The organism is Streptomyces fulvorobeus (genome assembly GCF_013167895.1).
Taxonomy (GTDB): Bacteria; Actinomycetota; Actinomycetes; order Streptomycetales; family Streptomycetaceae; genus Streptomyces; species Streptomyces fulvorobeus.
In genome coordinates, this window is the sequence record NZ_BLWC01000001.1 from 6,568,092 (window position 1) to 6,581,897 (window position 13,806).

Sequence of the window (13,806 nt, forward strand, 5' to 3'; positions counted from 1 at the left end):
GCTCGGCCCGAGTCGCCACCACGGCATTACCTCGTGCGTCTGCTCGGACGCCCACGGTAGGAAGTCAGGAGGTGCGACCGCAACCGGACTGCCGGGTAACCACGCGTGGGACACGGGCGTTCACCCGGTCTTCACGATCGGCCGCGGCCGGTTCGCCCCGCCGGTTGGTGCCTCCGGGTTGTTCGGCGCCGGGACAGGGCCTGCTGAACAACGGCGTACGGCGGTCGAATGGCCGGGGCGGTGGCCGGCACCGGCCACCCGCAGGGCGAGACCAGCGCGGGATGGCACGGCCCTTACCCGACATCTTCACCCACCGCGGCACCTCTGATCGTGGCACGGTTCCCCAAGAGCCAGTGCCGCCCCTGCCCGGTCCGCATCCGCTGCACGACCACCGCCGACAGCGCCCGAACTGTGGGCTTTCCTCCGCGAGAACTCCGCGATTTGCAACTCCAAGTGCGCGCCGAGCAACAGACACCCCATTGGCAAGCCCGCTACGCGGTTCGCTCCGGAGTGGAAGGCACCATCAACGAACTCGCCCACGGGCACGGCATGCGCCGCTGCCGCTACCGGGGACAGCAGAAAGCCCACCTACAGCACGTGTTCACGGCCATCGCCGCGAACATTGAGCGCCTCAGCCGACGGCCGCCGACCGCCTTCCAGAACTTCCTGGACCAACACGGGATCCCCCGGCCGAGGTCCTGGCGGTCCGCCAAAGACTGAGCAGACGACACCAAGATCCCCGACAGAGTCAGCGTCCGAAGCTGCGCCGGGGGCGACTCCTGACCGCTGGTCCACGGTGGTCGGGCGGAGGTGTCGAAGCCAGGAGGGCCGGGCGCCCCGGACTCCCCGCCCCTGGCCACCGGTGCGAAGCACGAGAGTCACGCGGTGGCTACTGAGGTCAGCAGAACTAGGCGTGGGCATTGGCCATCCGTTGGAACGCTGCCTGCGACCCCGATCCGAAGACCCCGTCGATCGCGCCGGTGTAGCCCCATTCGGCCTTGAGGTTGCGCTGGAGGGCCTTCTTCGTGCCGGTGCCGACGACACCGTCGATGGCACCGGTGTAGCCCCAGTGTTCCTTGAGGTTGCGCTGGAACGCCTTCCAGCTGTTGGTGCCGAGCTGGCCGTCGATCAGGCCGGTGTAATTGTAGAAACCTCGCAGCCAGCGCTGCATGTTCATGGCCTGTGTCGTGTTCAGGCCGAGGTTATTCACTGCGAGCGGAGCAACCGCCTGGGCGGCCGCCGGCTTGGAGACCGGCGTGGACGCCGCAAAGCTTGCGCCCGCTCCCGCCAGACTCCCCGCGGCGACTCCGACGACGGCGGTGGCGCTGACGAGCGCCCTGGTCAGAACTCGCATTCGTTTCTCCTCTGGTCCGGGCTGAAAGGGCGCACCCGACGCCATGGTGCACTGATCACGAGTCACACGGCGACGCGGGTGCCGGATGAAGGCCCCGGCTGGTCGGAATCCGGCGCCTGCTGAGGACAAGCACAGCGTCTCAGGGATTGTTCAGTAGCCCCCTCTGCTGCTGCGAACAACTGATTAACTCTTGTCTGTGGTGATTTCTGATCATTTCAGAAGGAGATCGGTGTGGTGGCTTGGCAGTTGGGTGTCGGGTCGGCAGGACCTGGCGGGTGTCTGCTGATCTTGTGCCTGATGACCTGTGGGAACGCATAGCCCCGCTGCTGCCGGTTCGTCCGCCTCGTCGGCACCGGTATCCCGGGCGGCTGCCGGCTGATGACCGTGCTGCCCTGCGGGGCATCGTGTACGTGTTGCGCAAGGGTGTGAGCTGGCGGGACGTTCCCGCGGAGCTGGTGGGCTGCAGTGGTGTGACGGCCTGGCGGCGTCTGCGGGACTGGACCGAGGCCGGAGTGCGGCCCCGCCCGCATGAGGTTCTCCTGGCGGAACTGCGTAAAGAGGGCCTGCTGGAGATGGACGACGCTGCGATCGACGGCTCGCACGTCAGGGCCCTCAAAGACATCTCAGGGGGCTAAGAAGTCAAGCCGGCCTCCTGGGAGATCGGCTTGTGGGCAAGGAAGCTGGCGATCTTCCATGTCAGCTTTTCGTCGGGCTCCTGCACCAGTTGAGCGTCGATGGTGAACCCGGCCTGGTTCAGCGACTGCGCAAGCTGGCCTGGAGGGAGGCGATAGGACTCGAAGGACACGGGAAGGCGGCCGGGGCGGCGTGGTGTTCGTTCCGAACGGCGAGGACGGCCCGGCGGCTCCGACCATCGACCCGGAGCTGGTCGCACGGCGGGCGGCGGCCTCGATGCGCTTGGAGGGCCCGCAGGTGGCCAGCCCCCGGGCCGCGGGGACGTATGTGGTCGGGATGCCGATGTGGATGTGGGCCACGCCCTCGTCGACCACGTTCGGGCCGGCCAGCGCGTCGGCCACGGCGGGGGGCGTCACCGTGACCGCAACGGCGAAGGTCACGTCGGTGCGGTGGGCGATGGGTGACGGCACGACGGTCACCTGCCGTGGCCCGGGCACCCCGTACGCGAAGTCGCGGGGCAAGGCCATGTCGCCGGACTGCGGGCACCTCTACGAGCGGCCCTCCTCCGAGCAGCCGGAAGGCCGGTACCAGGGCACCGCGACCGCGACCTGGACCATCACCTGGAGCGCGCCCGCCCTCAACGACGGCGGCCAGTTCACCGAGACCCGCGCCTCGGAGTTCACCGCCGACGTCCGCGAGGTCCAGGTCGTCAACACCGACTGCCCGGCACGCCCCTGACCTGCCATGGTGAGTTTCCATGGTGAGTTTTCGTGGTGGAGGTCGCGGCCGTGGTGAGTTTTCCTGCCGGCCACTCACCATGGCAGGTCAGCGACATGGGCGGCGCCACTCACCACGACGAATCCGGCGAGTGTGATGTCCAGCCGTCACGCGCAGGGACGGCGGACCGGCCGGTGACGGCTGGACATCACGCGTCCATCGGGGCCGCCGTGCTGGCTGCTGCGCTCGCCCGCCCGAGGTCACACAGGGGGTCGCACAGGATGTTGCCCCCCCGGTATCCGGGAGCCTCGCGTACCCGCAGGTCAGACCCCGATTTGCGTGTGGTGAGTGCTCGGACTTCCCCTCTTCTACCTGGCTGCCTGGCTATGGGTGGTGGGTGGGGTGGGTGTGGTGGCGGTGGGCGGGCGTGGTCTCGGGGAAGGCGGGCGGCGCTGCGCTGGCTCCAGAGGGCTGCGCCGCCCGATGGGCGCCGCAGCGGCCAGACCGGACGGGGCCCCACTATCCCCTCCACTATCCGATCCGCTATGCCCTCCACGATCTGCTCCGCTATCTCCTCCACTTTCAGGCGCGCATGGACTCGCCCGCCGCCTGCACAATCCCAGGTCAACCTCCGGTTTTCCCGTGGTGAGTGCTCGGACTTCCCCTCTTCTACCTGGCTGCCTGGCTGTGGGGGCGGGGTGGTGGTGGCTGGTGTTGGGCGTGGTCTCGGGGAAGACGGGGCGGCGCTGCGCTGGCACCTTCTCCGGCCCGACGCGGGGCGCCGGGCCGACCGCAGGGCATGGCCGGGCCGTGCGCGGCGGCGGGCTCTACTCAGGGGCCGGCCCCTGCGCCTGGTGCTCGTCCTCGAGGGCGTACGCGGCCCGGGCGGCGCGGACGGCCCGCTCCCACGTGCTCGCGCCGCCGCCGTGCGCGCGGGCCAGACGGGCGGCCAGAACACGCCGGTAGCCACCTGCCCGGCCCGCCCTCCAGCATCGCCGCCCGCCTGCTCCTGGCCACCCACCACGCACTCACCACACCACTCGGCCAGCCCCTGCCCAACGGCCCCCGCGTCTCCACCACCGCAGCCCGCTCCCGCTCCACCACCACCCCCGACACGGCCCCGCTGAAACAGCCCGCCCCCACCGAACCCGCCACGCCCGCCCACCGCCAGCAGACCGCCCCCGCACCACGACAGGGACGCGGACGATAGACCCGTCCGTTCGGGATCCCGCCCGCACACCAGTGCGATGCTCGCGCATCGGGACCGGTCCCGCAGCGGATGAGAGATGCTCGGCCTCAGCTCGGAGTGTGGTCGACGGCCGGTGGAGTTCGCCAGGGTCGATCGCGCGTCGCTTCGATCCCGGTTCATGATCAGAAAGGGGAGGACGTGCACGTAATATCACGCACAGCTCGACTGGGGGCTGCTACCGCCCTGGCCGTTGGCGGGCTAACCGGTGTGTCCGCGGCACCTGCCAGCGCCGCGCCTGCTTCCGCCCAGTCGTGTTTCGGCGACGCCGTCAATTACACGTCGTTCGCGGTGGCGTGGCCGAGTAGTGGCTGGGCCCGGACGACCACTTCCTGCGCAGACATCAATGTCAGGCCCGATCGGGAAGTCATTGTGCGTACCTGCTTCAAGGTCACTGGAACGTGTAACGCCGGACGCATCGCCAGCCCCAATGTCTGGACTGTCGCCGCATCCAATGTGCGCGATGGCGCTGAATACCGCCTCTACTTCAGTGAGGACAACAGGGGCCAGGTTGCTCACTGAGTGAGGCGCCTGGCGAGGGCACAGGGCGGGAACAAGCGCATCGGCAGCGTTCTGCGTTCGGGCTTCAGACTCAGATGTGAGCTCCGGCGTCACGTCTGAAGCCCCGCCCCAGCGCCCCGTGTGGGGCCAGGGCGGCGGTCGGTTGCGCGCCGACCGCCCACCTGGGTCCTCAGCAGACGACCGTTAAGGCGCTCATCCATAAAGTTGGCGAACTGGACGAGTCTCAGCTTGCGGCGGCGGCCGCGGCCGCTGGCTGGCAAGCCCGCCTTGCGGCGCTGACTGCAGCGGTCGAGGCCCACGGAAGCACGATGGAGGCGCTTCAACAGCGCTTGGAGAGCCTGGACAAATTGCCGGCTTCCTCATCGAAACGTCAGCTCACCAAAGATCTGCGTGAAGCTGTCGCCGCTGAAGCTGAGCACCGTGTTACTGCTGCGAAGGAGCGGGCCGATGCAGCACGAGGTGCGGCGGCTCACCAAGCAGAGTCCGCAAGGCAAGACATCCAGACCAGGGAGTACCTGGGGCACCGACAGCTGGTTTTGGCGGAGGCATTCGTTTTTCAGATGAGGGGGATCTTCCGTCTGGCCCGCCGCCGCACGTTCTTCGGCGCTTTGCTCTTGCTGGCCGGTGCGTCGCTGTACGCCAGTGTTCTCCCGGCAGGAGAAGACAAACCCAAGCCGCCGGGCACTACTCAAGAGAGCCCGGCTCCAATAGAGGGACCTGACTCAGCACACAGCCTTCACGAGTAGCCCCAGAGGGCGGATAACGGACAGGGTTGAAAGCAGGGCCCCGGCAAAGTCGTCTGGTGGCTCTGTGACGTGGGGTTTTGCAGGGCGGTGAGGTGCGCGGGCGTGTTCCGGTCCGGTTGGATGGAGGTTCCTACGCCTTCTGTCCGACCAGGGGAAAACGCCCGCGCCATGCCATCGTCCCGCATTTCCGCGCCTGTCCGCACGTCCGTCCCGGATCACGAGCTCCTCGTCGAGCTCCTCGGCCGAATACCCGATCCGCGCCGGCGGCGGGGGGTCCGTCATCCGGTGGGTGCCCTGCTCGCGGTCGCGGTGTGCGCGGTGATCTCCGGAGCACGGGGCTTCACGGCGATCGGGGAGTGGGCCCGGGACGCCGGGGCGGTGGCTTTGACACGGCTGGGCCTGGAACGGGAGTCGGTGGACGAGTCGACATTGCGGCGTCTGTTCGCGAGGCTGGACGCGGACCGTCTTGACCTGGTCCTGGGGGCCTGGGCTGCGACGCGGACCGCGCTCGTGGCGGGCCGACGGGTGATTGCGATCGACGGCAAAACCGTCCGGGGCGCACGCGGCGGCGGCTCCCCGGCCCCGCACCTGGTCGCGGCGCTCGCTCACGGGTCAGGAGCGGTGCTCGGCCAGGTCGCGGTGAAGGAGAAGAGCAACGAGATCCCGGCGGCCCGGGAACTTCTGGCAGTCCTCGACCTCGACGACGTGGTCGTGACGATGGACGCGCTGCACACCCAGCACGACACCGCGACGCTCGTGACCGAAGCGGGCGGTGATTACGTCCTGACCGTGAAGGCCAATCAGAAGTCCTTGTATGTACGGCTCAAGAGGCTTCCCTGGGCTTCCATACCTGCCGTCACCAGGACGGAACGCGGCCACGGGCGCCGTGCCACCCGGACCATCAAGGTCATCGACGTACCGGCGTGGATCGAGTTCACCTCGGCCGCGCAAATCGCCCAACTGCGACGCACCGTCACCAGAAAGGGCCGACGGACAGTCGAGATCGTCTACCTGATCACCAGCGCGGACACCCACACCGCACCCCCATCACACCTGGCCACATGGGTGCAGTCGCACTGGGAGATCGAAAACCGCCTGCACTGGGTCCGCGACGTCACCTTCGGCGAAGACCGCTCCCAGGTCCGCACCGGAAACGCACCCCGCGTCATGGCCTGCCTCCGCAACACCGCGATCACCCTGCTACGTCTGGCCGGCCATCAGAACATCGCCGCCGCCCTACGACATCACGCCCGCGACACCGACCGCCCCAGCAACCTCTTCCTGACATCATGATCGACGACCTTGCCGGGGCCCTGGCCAGTAACCGAACTCAGCCACGGCCTCACAATAATCAGCCGTACCCGCTGGGCATACTTCGCCTCATTCGCTCCGATAAATGCCAGGGACCTCAGGAGCACCGGTACCCCTTGCGCGGATGGCGAGGTGCGAGGAAGTTCAGAGGCAAGTCCCGGCGAGACCCTTCCCGGGCCGACGCACACTCGTCTCCCGGAAGGACCCTCCCCATGATGCGCTTCAAGCGACTGCTCGTAGCGGCGGTACTCGGCGCTGCCTCCATCGTGCCGCTCAGCGCGGCCACAGCCTCCGCAGCTCCGGGGGACTCGTGCACTCTCGAAGTGACAACAGAAGACCCCATCACGGGTGAGACCATTTCCGTGGTCGCAGTCCCCGGCACGGAGGTCAACAGGTTCGGCACCCGCACATGCGAAGCCGTCCTCCCCGGTACCGGACTGTTCGGCGTTCGGTGCGGCAGCATCGTAGCTGTCGCCACCAACATCGGAATCGAAGCCAAGTGCAATTGACGGTTGAACCAGAGCACAGGTAACGCGGAAAGCACCGATCCCGGATGCGCGGTGGGGGCGACACCCGTGGGGTGTCGCCCCCACCGCGTCCGCACTCCCCAAAACCTCGGGAGGTCACCCACCTCCGCCGGGTCGCTGGCTACGGGGAGAGGGCGGCGCGCTGGCGGTGGTCCGGGCGCGGGTGAGGTCCCGTAGTCACGGACCGGTTGGGGCGGCACGAAGGAGGGCCGGACCAGGCCGTGGGCGCCGAGCTGGGCCAGCCAGGCGGCGTCCAAGACGTCCGTCTTGCGGCCGGGCAGGTTCTTGACCTGCCGGGCGTTGACGAGGATCACGTTCAAGCCCTCGGCCAGCACGTAGTAGAAGTGCTTCCAGTAGTCCGAGGTTGCCTCGATCACCACCACGTCACCTGTTCGGCGAGCAGGTGACGTTGGTGGTTCAGGACCGCGTTCGTTGTCGATCCCCACGTCGTGGTCTCGGTGGTGAAGATCCCCCGCCGCTTCGTGTTCGGGGTGCGGACGCACGCCTTGGCGTCCTTCTTGCTGATGTCGAGGCCGGCGCAGCGTTCGTGCAGCACGTCCACGGTCTTGCTCCCTCCCTGGCAGACGGACCCGTCATGCCGTTCCGGGAGGGCCAGAGTGAATCAGGAATTCTGACGCACGTGCTTCACAGCAACACTCCACGGTTCCCCGTGGACGGCCCCCAGCACCACGCTGACCTGCGAGCTCACCGGCATCACAGAGGCATCGGTTCGGCCGGAACGAACCCCAGCATCGTCCCAAACTGGCATCAGCCCCCGACAGGGCAGGCAGAAGCCACAAAATCGCCGCCGCCCTACGACATCACGCCCGCGACACCGACCACCTCATCAGCCTCTGCCTGACCGCATGATCAACGACTTTGCCGGGGCCCTGGGGTTGAAAGGCCCACATAATCTCTCAACTCTTCACGGCCTCTGGGATCTGCTGGGCGGCCTGGGCGGGCATGAGGTGCGTGGTGTCGACGACCTCGGCCTCGGCGTGCAGCCACGTGCGGGCCGCCTCAGCGTAGGGCTCAAGGTACTTGAGCCGGAACGGGGAGTTGGGGCCAAGAACGGTGTCGCCCGCGATGCGCCCGCGAAGGGTGTCCTGGTCGGCATGGAGGACGAAGTGCCGAACCGGAATCGCATGCTGGGCAAGGCCCGTGCTGATCTCGCGCCAGTACTCCTCGACCAAGACAGTCATGGGCATCACCAGGGTGCCGCCGGTGTAGTCGAGGACGCGTCGGGCGGTCTCGACCACGAGCGGACGCCACGGCGGCCAGTCCTGGAAGTTGCCCGTCCAGGGCAGCCCCGGCGTGATGTCCATAAGTGTCTCGCCGACCTTCTCGGCATCGAACACCCGTGAATCCGGGATCAGCTGCTGCACGAGCGCACTGGTCGTCGTCTTGCCTGCGCCATGGGTGCCATTGAGCCATACGATCATGAGATCCGACGCTAGCGTCGTGCGGGCCGCAGGGAGGGGCAGAGTAGAAGATCCGGGCAGAGAACCCCGGGCTCTCGATCTTCGCCTCTGGTGACAGAAGGACTGCTGACTGAGCGTGTGTGACAAGTCGGATGCCTCGCCTATGACAACCAGGATGCTTCGCCCGATCCCCCTTGCCAGCTCGTCCGACCTCACTGGTGACAACTCCTGAGCTTCGGCTCACCGACTCGGAGGCCGATCGGACGGCGGCCGGTGGCGGGTGGCGGGTTGTTCGGGGATCGGCCTCCCGGCGGCCTCCCGGAGCCCCGCTCCCCTCTGGCCTATGGCGGTAACCGACCCACGTGTCCTCGATCCAGGGTTTTACACCTGGTTTACATCCTCCTTTTGGGGCAACTCAGGAGAAGAGCAGCGTCGGTCTTGACGCGGTTTTCCACTGCGAGGCGCTTCCGGTGCTTCGCCTGACGACACAAGGACTTCTGTCATGAGTGCTACGAATTCGACCGGTAACCCGGCCCATCGCGCCGGTGCCGCGGACGCGGCCGCCCACCGGCCCCGCCGCCTGTCGACCGAGACGAAGTCCGCTCTGAAGACGACTGAGTTCTTCGTCTACCTCGCCTCTGTGGCGGCGGTCCTGATCGCCTCCGCCATGGTGGGTTCCGAGGACGGGCACGCCGACTACTTCCGTGCCGACAAGGCATGGCTCTACGTCGTCATCCTGACTGTCGGCTACATGATCAGCCGCGGTCTGGCCAAGTCCGGTAGCCGCGACCCCTACGACGACAGTTCCCACTGACCTGCCCCACCGGCAGGCCTTAACGTGCTGCGCTTTCACCCCGGACGGGTTTCCGTTCGGGGTGAAAGCTTTTGGCCGGGTGGACCACGGGCACTCACCACGCCGGGGCCGGGGAGTCCGCGGTGGTGAGTGGCCCGGACCACCGCTCACGGCGTCCGGCCCGTCCGGCTGCGTTGCGCCGACTCCCCGCGCCCCCGGCCCGCCCGTCCCGTCCGCTGGCCCCAGGGCGCAAAGGGGGTGCACAGGAGGACGCGAAGAGGGGCGCAAAGGAGGGTGCGAAGGGGGTTGCGCTCGTCCTGGTCGGCTTCTCCTGTTTCCCCAGGTCGGGACCGGTTTCCCGTGTGGTGACCACCCAGACTTCCTCTTCTGCTGCCCTTGGCCCTGGTGGAGGGGGAGTGGACGGGTGGGGGTGGTGGCGTTCATCGGAGCCGGTGGGGCGCTGCGCTGGCCGTTGGGGGATCGCGTCGGCCGGTGGCCGCCGCGCCCCGGGAGGAGGCGGGGGAGGGCCGTCAGCGGGCGCCTGGGCGCCGCCTCGGCCCCTTCAGCCCGTCCCAGCCCTTCTCAAGCCCCGTCCAGGCCGCTCCTGGCCGCGCTGACAGCTCCCTGTGACCCTTCCTGGGCCCTTGGGGTGTCCTGGGGGGTCGGTGGTCGTTTGCTGGGCATGAGAAGCCGTATCTCAACCGAACGTGATCTTTGAGTCTTCGCTGGTCAGGAAGGGTTTCGGTGAGACGAGGGAGAGATCCTGCGTCCTGTTTCCGTCTGATCGTCAAGGTGCGCGGTGGCGTCGATTCTGGGTTTGCTGGAGGAGCGCGAGGCGGCTGCTCGTGTGCGGGCCGAAGAGCTTCGGGAGGCCGCGGCGTTGGCGGCCGCAGCGCTGGAGGCCGCTGAGGTCGAGTTGGAGCGACGAGTGATCGCGCGTGAGGAACTCGTTGATGCCCTGGCCGTGTCCGCAGCCGAGACCGCCGTCGTCACGGAGGACGGAGAGGAGAAGGTCGCGCCGTCCGAGCCCGGCCCCGAGCCCGTGGCCGCGTCGGTGCCGGGGGCTGTGGTGCCTGCGTGGCGGGAGGGGCTGTCGGTGTCAGTCCTCTCGCCGGACAATCAGCGGATCTTGAATGTGCTCCAGGACCGGCCGGGCCCGGAGCCGGTGCGGGCCAAGGACCTCGCGGAGGCGCTGGGGATCGATACGACAGTGCCGGCGAAGGTCGAAGGAGTGCGCTCAAAGGCGAAACGCCTGGGCGAGCGTGGCTGGTTGCTCCTGGAGGCATCGGGGATGTTCAGTGCAGGACGGCGGCTCGTGGCCGGGCCAGCCGGCGCCCCATCCGCGTGATCATCGAGAACAGGATCATCGCCTCGCTGGTCGCAGGCAGGGTCTCGTAGTCCCTGGCCAGACGCCTCGAATGCATCAACCAGCTCAGCGTCCTCTCTACCACCCACCGTCGCGGTAACACCACGAATCCCTCCATGTCGTCGCTACGTTTGACGATCTCGAGTGATGGTCTGCAGGGGAGTGGCAGTAGAGAGTCGTCATTTCAGTGTCAGTGGCGTAGCCATGGTGACCTGCTAGATGCCACTGACGGGCCGTGACGAGCTACTGAACTTGATTGGGTGATGTCGGGCTGTTCGCCTGACAGCGTCTGAGTCGGGTTGGTAGTTGTGGGGTGTGAGGTACGCGCAGGGTGGCGGTTTGACCGATGCCAAGAGGGAGCGGGAGAGCCTCGCGTACAAGGAGAAGCGGCGCCGCCTGGAAGCAGCTACCTGGCCGTGCCCGACCTGTGGCCGCAAGACCTACCCCGACGACGGGGCCGAAGCTCCCCACGGCAACTGCCGCGTCTGCCTCAGCATCAAGGAACGAGAACGCCGCGAGGCCGAGGAACGAGCTGAACAGGAAACCGCGGCGAAGCAGGCCGGCTTCTTCGGGTTCCTCCACGGACGGAAAAACGAGTTGCGCAGCTCCCCGCCCGGCGGGACGGCCCGTAAAGTCGCGGCGCCGCCGTACGGGAGGGAGAGGCCGAACCCGGTCGTACGCCGGTGCCAGGCCATAGACCGGTCTCATGAGACGCAGCAGAGAAGAGATCGCGCCCCAGGACCTGCCGGGCGACCTGTGGCACGCCCTGGTCCAGCTTCACCACACTCATCCCGACGCGGTGGGTCGCGTCGGCCCGCTCGCCCGTCCGGCCGGGCTGCTGTCCTTCACCGCGGCCGCCGACACCATCTTCGCGGCCCGGGTGCAGCTGACCGGCGCGGAGACGATGCGCCAGGTGAACGAGACGCTCCGGGCGATGACTGGCAACCTCCCCCGCGCCCACTTCACCGGCCCCGGCGTCGCCCTGGAACTCACGCTCGGCAGACGGCAGGAACTCCCGGTCCACACCGCGCACATCGCCGGGCTCACCCGGCTCTTCCACGACGTCACCTACACCATCGACGTCCGCGACGATGCCGCGAGCGGCTGCTGCTTCCACTGCGACGGGAGCGGGCGCGCCCACTCCCTGTGGGAACCGCACACCGGGCAGGCGTGAGCGGCACGCAAGAAGAACGCCCGCGTCCCGCGCCGCCCTTCTCGACGGCGTGGGACGCGGGCGGGCGCACGGACCTCGGAGGCTTACGCCGGTACGGGTGCCGGCTCCGGGCGCAGCGCCGCGAGCGGAGAGCGCCGGCCCTTGGCCACCGTGCGCAGCTGTTCCCAGTCGACCTCGGGGTGTTCGGCGGGCACCGCGTCGACGGACGCCGTGGTGTAGAGCGGGACGTCGACGGCTCCGGCCCGGCTGGTGCCGAAGCGGACCTCGATCGACTGCGGGGAGCGGATCCAGCCGAGCCGGACCATGTGGTCGAAGTCCACGCGGCGGACCCGGAGGCGGGTTGCTGCCTGCTCGGGTCCGAGCGGGGTGTCGGCGGCGACCAGGTCCGCCAGGTCCTCCCGCGCGCAGAGCTCCGTGACCTGGCCGGGGTGGTGCAGCGTTCCGTCCGGGGTGGCGCTGAGGTCGACCAGGAGGCCGCGGTCGACGAACCGGCGCACTACGAACGCCGTCACGTTTGCCTTCTCGCCGTGAATGGTCCGGTTCGGGGTGCCGAGTGCGTCGGCGATCCGGTCGGCCGCCGCGCCGCCGGGGATGGGCGGGGTGGGCATCGCGGCCCGGATGGCGTCGGCGTCCAGCGCCTCCACGGCGACCCGGGACCACTGGCAGGACGACGCGTCCGGGGCCGGGATCAGGCCGGTGTGCCGGGCCCACCGGAAGGCGGCTGCGGGCACCTTCAGGCGCTTGGCGGTCTGTCCCGCGTCGTACTCGGTTCGTCGCATGAGATCACCTCTCGCTCGTTCGCCGGAATCGGCGTACAGAACATGACAGAACGCAGGAAAAGCTGTCAAAGCCCCTTGAAAACAGGCAAGTTGGACGCGCACCGCTAGGACTGCGCCCGCGTACGCGAAGGGAAATCACCCGTCCGGACGGCGCGGTGACGGCCCGCCGGTCCGCGGTATTGACCGGGCATGCAGGGCACGGGACGGTCGTCACGCAACTACGCGCAACCAGCTCGCTGAAGTTCACCGCCGCCGTCCACGAGGCCCAGGTCGTCAACTGACCGCCCGCACGCCCCTGACCTGCTGTGGTGAGTTTTCGTGGTGCGCGCCGGCCCCGTGGTGAGTTTTCCCGCGGCCCCATGGTGAGCAGGCCCGGGGCGTGGTGGTTTCCGGCCGGAAACTCACCACCGCAGGTCAGACGCAGGGCGAGCACTCACCACGACGCGTCCGCACCCCAGCCCGTTGGAAACCGCTGTTGTCGAATCTGCTGCATGACGCGCAGGTGGTCGACAGGGGGTGGGTGACCGCCGGGTGCCTGGGGCGGGAGTTCCGCCACCGGTGCCAGAGACCAGCCACCCGCCCCGGACCCGGACACCCCGGCACATGGAAACCGCGGCGACTACCGAGCAGCACGACCGACCCCGACTGCGCACTCAGCACCGCTGACCTGCGGTGGTGAGTGCGACGCGCACGTGGTGAGTTTCCCGGTTGCCCACTCACCGCGACGGACACCTCGATGGCGCTGTGCCGGCTCGCCGAGGACGGGGCGGCTTGATCGGCGTTACGGCGAACGGGTGTTCGCCATACGGATAGAGTCGCCGGATGATCGGAAACCTCACTCCCTTTGAGCTGCTGATTTTCGTGCCAGTGGCGCTTCTTCTGCTGTGCGTGCCTGCGATCGTTGCCTACCGCAGGAAGGTGGAGCGCCTGTGGCTGGTCGTCGTGGTCAGCCTGATCGGCACCACCACGGGGCTGCTCTGGTTCGTGGCGCTGTACATGGCGATGACGATGCGGACACGCACAGACGACGGCACGCCGCTCAACGCCTCCGGCCCCACTACCGCCTAGAGACTCCGCCGCCCCGGGCGAGGCCCACCCTGCCACGCCGGGCCCAGCCGCGTGGCTTTGCGCCCTGCAACACGAGCCGCGGGGGAGAGCAACTCCTCGAGCACCGCCGCTGCAGCGCAGGGCGGTCGGCTGCGCAGCGCATCGGCTGG

13 protein-coding genes and 3 pseudogenes are annotated in these 13,806 nt (G+C 68.4%); 10 read left to right on the plus strand and 6 right to left on the minus strand.

Features of this window, described 5'->3' with window-relative positions; translation table 11 throughout:
- The first annotated feature begins 228 nt into the window (after nt 1-228).
- The gene (locus tag Sfulv_RS29285; protein WP_256669206.1) at nt 229-720 is read left to right on the plus strand and encodes a transposase; all 492 of its coding nucleotides are present in this window, start codon (nt 229-231) and stop codon (nt 718-720) included.
- 187 nt (nt 721-907) lie between these two features.
- Here Sfulv_RS29285 and Sfulv_RS29290 read toward each other — a convergent pair whose 3' ends face one another.
- Nucleotides 908-1,354, minus strand: coding sequence for a peptidoglycan-binding domain-containing protein (locus tag Sfulv_RS29290; RefSeq protein ID WP_173317420.1), 447 nt, complete (start codon nt 1,352-1,354; stop codon nt 908-910).
- Nucleotides 1,355-1,629: 275 nt separating this feature from the next.
- On the opposite strand from Sfulv_RS29290, the pseudogene Sfulv_RS29295 reads away from it, so the two are divergent.
- A pseudogene (locus Sfulv_RS29295) lies at nt 1,630-1,971 on the plus strand (transposase); the annotation flags it as partial.
- Between the two features lie 14 nt (nt 1,972-1,985).
- Here Sfulv_RS29295 and Sfulv_RS29300 read toward each other — a convergent pair.
- Nucleotides 1,986-2,159 (minus strand): hypothetical protein, encoded by a 174-nt coding sequence (locus Sfulv_RS29300; RefSeq protein ID WP_246353306.1) that lies wholly within the window; start codon nt 2,157-2,159, stop codon nt 1,986-1,988.
- A 20-nt stretch (nt 2,160-2,179) separates the two neighbouring features.
- Here Sfulv_RS29300 and Sfulv_RS29305 point away from each other — a divergent pair, with 20 nt between their 5' ends.
- From Sfulv_RS29305 to Sfulv_RS29320, 4 genes are all read left to right on the plus strand, one after another.
- Complete coding sequence (locus Sfulv_RS29305; RefSeq protein ID WP_256669207.1) at nt 2,180-2,725, plus strand: ATP/GTP-binding protein; 546 nt, start codon at nt 2,180-2,182, stop codon at nt 2,723-2,725.
- A 2,055-nt stretch (nt 2,726-4,780) separates the two neighbouring features.
- Nucleotides 4,781-5,218, plus strand: a complete 438-nt coding sequence (locus tag Sfulv_RS29310) for a hypothetical protein (RefSeq protein WP_173317422.1) — start codon at nt 4,781-4,783, stop codon at nt 5,216-5,218.
- A gap of 168 nt (nt 5,219-5,386) precedes the next feature.
- A complete protein-coding gene (locus tag Sfulv_RS29315; protein WP_246353307.1) occupies nt 5,387-6,511 on the plus strand; it encodes an ISAs1 family transposase in 1,125 nt (374 codons plus the stop codon).
- Nucleotides 6,512-6,741: 230 nt separating this feature from the next.
- Nucleotides 6,742-7,038, plus strand: coding sequence for a hypothetical protein (locus tag Sfulv_RS29320; protein WP_173317424.1), 297 nt, complete (start codon nt 6,742-6,744; stop codon nt 7,036-7,038).
- Between the two features lie 132 nt (nt 7,039-7,170).
- On the opposite strand, the pseudogene Sfulv_RS29325 reads toward Sfulv_RS29320, so the two are convergent.
- Together Sfulv_RS29325 and Sfulv_RS29330 are read right to left on the minus strand one after the other, a co-directional pair.
- A pseudogene (locus Sfulv_RS29325) lies at nt 7,171-7,618 on the minus strand (IS110 family transposase); the annotation flags it as partial.
- A gap of 355 nt (nt 7,619-7,973) precedes the next feature.
- Nucleotides 7,974-8,498: a P-loop nucleotide/nucleoside kinase family protein gene (locus tag Sfulv_RS29330; RefSeq protein WP_173317426.1), complete on the minus strand. Its 525-nt coding sequence runs from the start codon at nt 8,496-8,498 to the stop codon at nt 7,974-7,976.
- Nucleotides 8,499-8,979: 481 nt separating this feature from the next.
- On the opposite strand from Sfulv_RS29330, the gene Sfulv_RS29335 reads away from it, so the two are divergent.
- Both Sfulv_RS29335 and Sfulv_RS29340 read left to right on the plus strand, forming a co-directional pair.
- Entirely contained in the window at nt 8,980-9,291 is a 312-nt protein-coding gene (locus tag Sfulv_RS29335) for a hypothetical protein (RefSeq protein ID WP_173317428.1), read from the plus strand.
- Nucleotides 9,292-10,069: 778 nt separating this feature from the next.
- Nucleotides 10,070-10,618: a hypothetical protein gene (locus Sfulv_RS29340; RefSeq protein ID WP_256669209.1), complete on the plus strand. Its 549-nt coding sequence runs from the start codon at nt 10,070-10,072 to the stop codon at nt 10,616-10,618.
- On the opposite strand, the pseudogene Sfulv_RS29345 reads toward Sfulv_RS29340, so the two are convergent.
- A pseudogene (locus tag Sfulv_RS29345) lies at nt 10,566-10,781 on the minus strand (transposase); the annotation flags it as partial. The gene Sfulv_RS29340 and the pseudogene Sfulv_RS29345 sit on opposite strands and share 53 nt — an antisense overlap.
- Before the next feature lie 561 nt (nt 10,782-11,342).
- On the opposite strand from Sfulv_RS29345, the gene Sfulv_RS29350 reads away from it, so the two are divergent.
- A complete protein-coding gene (locus Sfulv_RS29350) occupies nt 11,343-11,810 on the plus strand; it encodes a hypothetical protein (protein WP_173317430.1) in 468 nt (155 codons plus the stop codon).
- A gap of 83 nt (nt 11,811-11,893) precedes the next feature.
- Here the strand turns inward: Sfulv_RS29350 and Sfulv_RS29355 are convergent, their stop codons facing one another.
- Nucleotides 11,894-12,589, minus strand: a complete 696-nt coding sequence (locus Sfulv_RS29355; protein WP_173317432.1) for a hypothetical protein — start codon at nt 12,587-12,589, stop codon at nt 11,894-11,896.
- 822 nt (nt 12,590-13,411) lie between these two features.
- On the opposite strand from Sfulv_RS29355, the gene Sfulv_RS29360 reads away from it, so the two are divergent.
- Nucleotides 13,412-13,657: a superinfection immunity protein gene (locus tag Sfulv_RS29360; RefSeq protein ID WP_173317434.1), complete on the plus strand. Its 246-nt coding sequence runs from the start codon at nt 13,412-13,414 to the stop codon at nt 13,655-13,657.
- The last annotated feature ends 149 nt before the right edge of the window (nt 13,658-13,806 follow it).

Coding starts and splice junctions, on each gene's coding strand:
- Sfulv_RS29285 (WP_256669206.1), top strand. CDS start 229: ATGGCCGGGGCGGTGGCCGGCACCGGCCACCCGCAGGGCGAGACCAGC.
- Sfulv_RS29290 (WP_173317420.1), bottom strand. CDS start 1,354: ATGCGAGTTCTGACCAGGGCGCTCGTCAGCGCCACCGCCGTCGTCGGA.
- Sfulv_RS29310 (WP_173317422.1), top strand. CDS start 4,781: ATGGAGGCGCTTCAACAGCGCTTGGAGAGCCTGGACAAATTGCCGGCT.
- Sfulv_RS29315 (WP_246353307.1), top strand. CDS start 5,387: ATGCCATCGTCCCGCATTTCCGCGCCTGTCCGCACGTCCGTCCCGGAT.
- Sfulv_RS29320 (WP_173317424.1), top strand. CDS start 6,742: ATGATGCGCTTCAAGCGACTGCTCGTAGCGGCGGTACTCGGCGCTGCC.
- Sfulv_RS29330 (WP_173317426.1), bottom strand. CDS start 8,498: ATGATCGTATGGCTCAATGGCACCCATGGCGCAGGCAAGACGACGACC.
- Sfulv_RS29335 (WP_173317428.1), top strand. CDS start 8,980: ATGAGTGCTACGAATTCGACCGGTAACCCGGCCCATCGCGCCGGTGCC.
- Sfulv_RS29350 (WP_173317430.1), top strand. CDS start 11,343: ATGAGACGCAGCAGAGAAGAGATCGCGCCCCAGGACCTGCCGGGCGAC.
- Sfulv_RS29355 (WP_173317432.1), bottom strand. CDS start 12,589: ATGCGACGAACCGAGTACGACGCGGGACAGACCGCCAAGCGCCTGAAG.
- Sfulv_RS29360 (WP_173317434.1), top strand. CDS start 13,412: ATGATCGGAAACCTCACTCCCTTTGAGCTGCTGATTTTCGTGCCAGTG.